This is a genomic window from Streptomyces niveiscabiei (assembly GCF_001419795.1).
Taxonomy (GTDB): domain Bacteria; phylum Actinomycetota; class Actinomycetes; order Streptomycetales; family Streptomycetaceae; genus Streptomyces; species Streptomyces niveiscabiei.
Genome location: NZ_LIRL01000887.1, coordinates 1 through 4,156, shown reverse-complemented (window position 1 = coordinate 4,156; position 4,156 = coordinate 1). Strand labels below are relative to the sequence as shown.

Sequence of the window (4,156 nt, the reverse complement as noted above, 5' to 3'; positions counted from 1 at the left end):
CCTGACCCTCACCCCCGACCAACCCCTCGACCACGTCCCTTCCTTCCTCATCCACGGCTTGCGCGAAATCCAGATCATCCCCACCTGATGACATCCGAACTCATCGACAAACAACACTCGTTGAGAGCTACGCAGCCACTCACCGTCAGGCGGCGACGAGCTCCTGCTCGCGATCCGGCGTCCTGGTCCCGGCCTTCTTGTTCGGCAGCGAGAGCCGCACGACCTTGCGCCACGCGGAGAACACCTGCTTGGGCAGCGGCCCGGTGACGTACTCCAGCTCGTACTTCTCGAACAGCGCACGCACCTTCACCGCGACCTCGGCGTACCGGTTGCTCGGCAGGTCCGGGAAGAGGTGGTGCTCGATCTGATGGGAGAGGTTGCCGGTCATGAAGTGCATGGCCTTGCTGCCGCTGATGTTCGCCGACCCCATCATCTGCCGCAGGTACCACTGGCCCCGGGTCTCGCCCTTGATCGACCGCCGCTCGAAGACCTGCACACCCTCGGGGAAGTGCCCGCACATGATCACCGAGTGGGACCAGACGTTACGCACCAGGTTCGCGGTGAACGTGGCAGCGAGTGTGCTGAGGAACGACGGACCCGACAGCAGCGGATGAACCACATAGTCCTTGAGCACCTGCTTGCGGATCTTCCGCCCCACAGCCCTGGCCCGCGCACGGAACTCCGGGTCCTTACGGCGGCTCTTGCGCAGGTTCTTGCCGAGCTCCAGGTCGTACGCCGCGATGCCGTACTCGAAGAAACAGGCGTTGATGAAGTTCCACAACGGCTGCCCGAGGTGGAACGGGTACCACCGCTGATCCTCGTCGACGCGCATGATGCCGTAGCCGAGGTCGTTGTCCTTGCCGATCACGTTCGTGTACGTGTGGTGCAGCTCGTTGTGCGAGTGCTTCCACTGCTCGGACGGCGAGACGTGATCCCACTCCCAGGTGGTGGAGTGGATCTTCGGGTCCCGCATCCAGTCCCACTGGCCGTGCAGGACGTTGTGGCCGATCTCCATGTTGTCCATGATCTTCGCCACGGACAGCCCCGCGGTGCCGATCACCCACGCGGGCGGGAAGAACGAGAACAGCAGCACACCCCTGCTGACCAGCTCCAGCTTGCGCTGCGCCGAGATCACCTTGCGGATGTAGGCGGCATCCTTCTCACCGCGGTCGGCGATCACCTCGTCGCGGATCGCGTCCAGCTCGCGGCCGAGCTCCTCGATCTGCTCGGCGGTGAGGTGGGCGGTGGGGTCGATGGCGGTCAAGATGTTCCTACCGTTCGATGTCGCAGGGGCCCGCCGCAGCGGACACACAGGTCTGGATGAGGACACCCGGCTCGGCCTCGGTGATCTCGCCAGTACGCAGATCACGGACGGCGCCCGCCTTGAGCGGTGTGACGCAGCCGAAGCAGATACCCATACGGCACCCGGAGGGCATCAGTACGCCGGCCTCCTCGCCGACGTCCAGCAACGGCGTGGCACCGTCCGCGTCGACGGTCTTGCCGGTGGTGCTGAACGTGACCTCGCCGCCACCATCGCCGGTGACGACGATGCTGGGACGGAAGCGTTCGATGTGCAGGCGCTCGCGGACGCCGTGCTCGGCCCACTGCTTCTCAGCGGCGTCGAGCAGGCCCGCGGGCCCGCAGGCCCAGGTCTCGCGCTCGGCCCAGTCGGGTACGAGTTCGTCGAGACGGGCGAGGTCGAGCCTGCCGTCGGTGCCGGTGTGCACCTCGGTGAGCCGCAGCTTCTTCCGCGCGACCAGGTCGTGCAGTTCGCTGCGGAAGATCACGTCGTGTGGACGTGGCGCGGAGTGGACCATGACGGCGTCGTCGGCCCCGGTGTCGCGCAGCATGCCCATCACCGGCGTGATGCCGCTGCCGGCCGTCAGGTAGAGCACCTTGGCGGGCATGGCCTGCGGCAGCACGAAGTCACCCGCCGCCTGCTCCAGCTGGATCAGCGTCCCCGGTTTCACCCTGCGGACCAGGTGATGGCTGACCTTGCCGTCCGGGATCGCCTTCACGGTGATCGTGACGCGGCCGTCGGGGCGGCCGGCCGGCGAGGTGATGGAGTAGCTACGCCACAGACGTACCCCATCGACATCGACCCCGACGCGCACGTACTGACCGGCCGTGTGGCCGCGCCAGCCCCGCCCCGGCCTGATCACGACGGTCGCGGCGTCACCCGTCTCGGGGTGCACGGCCTCGACGCGCCCACGCAGGTCGGCGCCCGCGCGCAGCGGACTGGCCAGGTCGAGATAGTCCGACGGCAACAGCGGCGTCGTGACCATCTCCAGCAGTTTCCACGCCCTCCTGCCGAGGGCCGCACTCCTCATGACTCCAGCTTGCTGTGCCCCCAGGCGTAAAATCCTGACCGCAGGATGTGAATTCCTTCGGCAGAGTTGTTCGCAGAGAACAAAACGGGGAGCAGGGCAGGGGAACGAAGATGAGCGACGCAATCCGGAAGGCCGGCGAACTGACCCTGGACGAGACCACGGTCACCGCGCTCCGGGCCGTACTGAGGACCACCGCCGACGAGGTCGTCCAGGCGATCATCGACGAGGTTCCCCCCTACGCGGGCGCCCTGTCGGGCCGCATGGGCGGCGCCATCCGCGGAGCCGTCCGCACCGCCCTGGGGCACTACCTGGACCTCGCGAGCGGGAACGCCACGGGCGGCGGCGCCGGTGACGCGGCCTACGAGCTGGGCCGCGGCGAGGTCCGGGACGGCCGCTCGATGGACGCCCTGCTCAGCGCCTACCGCGTCGGCGCCCGCGTGGCCTGGCGATGCCTGGCAGCGGGCGCCGTACCAGCGGGCCTGCCCGCCGCCGAGGTCGCCAAGTTCGCCGAGCTGACGTTCGCCTACATCGACGAGCTCTCCGCCGCGAGCGCCGCTGGCCACGCCGACGAACTGGCCGCCCGGGGCCGGGCCCACGAGCGCCACCTGGAACAGCTGGCCCGCGACCTCCTCGCCGACGCGAGCCCGGACGTGCTGCTGGCCTCCGCCCAACGGGCCGGGTGGCAGCCACCGGCTTCACTGACCGTGGTCCTCCTGCCCGCCGCCCAGGCCCGGCCCGCCTACCGCGCACTCGACCCGGGCACCCTTGTCCTCGACGACCTGCCGGACGCCACCGGCGTGCTGCTCGTCCCCGATGCCGACCGACCACGCCTCCTGCGGCAGCTCACCGGCCGCACCGCCGTGGTCGGCCCGACCCGGCCGTGGACCCGTGCGTCCGCCTCGTACGCACGAGCCGCACGCGCGCGCTCCCTCTCCTCCGACATCCGCGACACCGAGGACCACCTCCCCGAACTGGTGCTCAGCGCCGACGCGGACGCCCTCGCAGACCTGCGTACCCGAGCCCTCGCACCGCTACAGACCCTGCCCGCCGCGACCGCACGGCGACTGGAAGAGACACTACGGGCCTGGCTGCTGCACCAAGGCAGGCGAGAGGAGGTCGCGACGGCACTGTTCGTCCATCCCCAGACCGTCCGGTACCGCATGTCGCAACTCCGGGAACTGTTCCCGGATCTCACCTCGCCACACCGGATCCTGGAACTGACCCTGGCAGTCGGCCTCCGGACCGGATGACGCATTCCTCGCCCCACGGCGTGAGCCGTCCCAGACAACTGATTGCGCGTACTGCCTTGACGACCCACGTCGAATCGTCTCCCTGCCTGACGCCACGAAGACCAGTCTCGGTCTCTCAAGTGGCTACGCGTCGGCAGGGCGTTGTCGAGCCGCTGCACGGCCGTTGGGGTTCGGGCGCGAGTTGGACGGTCGTCGCAGAGAAGACGCGGGACGCAATCGTCTGCAGGGCCGTGTCGAAGGATGCGCTCGTCGCGTCGAGGCGCGCGACCAGCGTCAGGGGCCGGCGGGAGGAGCAGTACACACCGGGGGCGACCTGGGCACCGGGCCGGTACCCGGCGTTTTCCAGGAGCCAGCCCGCGCTGGCTCGTAGCCCGCCGTCCTGAAAGCGGTTGACCGGACCGCCGGCGTCCCGGACAGTCCGGGCCTGGTTGGCCGTGATGAGGGGATTCAGGAAGACCGAGCCCGCCTGACGGGTGTCTGGCCCGCTCGCGGGCAGCGACAGACCGCGGTTGTCGCGGTCGGTGAGGACGCCGTGGGCTGCTTCGGCGAGCGGCGGCTGGGCGCCCAGAGGGACGC

The 4,156-nt window shown here is 69.2% G+C and carries 3 protein-coding genes and 1 pseudogene; 1 reads left to right on the top strand and 3 read right to left on the bottom strand.

Features of this window, described 5'->3' with window-relative positions:
- Positions 1–145: 145 nt before the first annotated feature.
- Together AOK24_RS36315 and AOK24_RS36310 are read right to left on the bottom strand one after the other, a co-directional pair.
- A complete protein-coding gene (locus tag AOK24_RS36315; protein WP_055724223.1) occupies positions 146–1,264 on the bottom strand; it encodes a fatty acid desaturase family protein in 1,119 nt (372 codons plus the stop codon).
- Positions 1,265–1,271: 7 nt separating this feature from the next.
- Positions 1,272–2,330 carry a ferredoxin reductase gene (locus tag AOK24_RS36310; protein ID WP_055724222.1) on the bottom strand — a complete coding sequence of 353 codons (1,059 nt, stop codon included), beginning with the start codon at positions 2,328–2,330 and terminating at the stop codon, positions 1,272–1,274.
- A 110-nt stretch (positions 2,331–2,440) separates the two neighbouring features.
- On the opposite strand from AOK24_RS36310, the gene AOK24_RS36305 reads away from it, so the two are divergent.
- Positions 2,441–3,580 (top strand): PucR-like N-terminal domain-containing protein, encoded by a 1,140-nt coding sequence (locus AOK24_RS36305; RefSeq protein WP_055724221.1) that lies wholly within the window; start codon positions 2,441–2,443, stop codon positions 3,578–3,580.
- A gap of 115 nt (positions 3,581–3,695) precedes the next feature.
- Here the strand turns inward: AOK24_RS36305 and AOK24_RS36300 are convergent.
- Positions 3,696–4,156, bottom strand: a pseudogene (locus AOK24_RS36300) (hypothetical protein); the annotation flags it as partial.